This window comes from Asticcacaulis sp. YBE204 (assembly GCF_000495855.1).
GTDB lineage: Bacteria > Pseudomonadota > Alphaproteobacteria > Caulobacterales > Caulobacteraceae > Asticcacaulis.
This window is the reverse complement of record NZ_AWGF01000048.1, coordinates 1-464: the sequence shown is the minus strand read 5'-3', so window position 1 is coordinate 464 and position 464 is coordinate 1. Positions and strand designations below refer to the sequence as shown.

Annotated in this window: 1 protein-coding gene; it reads left to right on the top strand. The window is 47.0% G+C overall.

What is annotated here, in order from left to right:
- Window positions 1–19: 19 nt before the first annotated feature.
- A partial coding sequence (locus AEYBE204_RS40165; RefSeq protein ID WP_235068292.1) for a tyrosine-type recombinase/integrase occupies window positions 20–464 on the top strand: 445 nt, incomplete at its 3' end.

Genomic DNA, 464 nt, shown 5'->3' with positions numbered 1-464 from the left:
GCTATGGGCTGCCGAGTGCATGGGCTCCCCTCTCGCCACAGAATTTACTGCGCAGCTATTTACAGCCTATCGAGCTAAACGCCTAGGCGGTCATTTTGCTCGGACGAAACGAGTAGCAAAAGTTTCGCCCCGCGCCTTAAACCTCGAGCTAGCGTATTTTCTCGCAGTGTTTAACGAACTTCGAAGACTAGGTGAATGGGTACAACCAAATCCGCTTGAAAATGTCCGCCAGTTTCGTATTGATGAAAGCGAAATGGCCTACCTAACAGACGAACAGATCGACTTGCTTTTGCATGAATGCCGCAACAGCTCAGCTAAGGATCTGGAAATGGTTGCCAAACTCTGTTTGGTTACAGGAGCAAGATGGAGTGAAGCTGAAAGCCTGAAAAGATCTCAGATTTCGGGAAATAAAATCACCTTTGTTAAAACCAAAGGGAAGAAAAACCGAACAATACCGATTGACC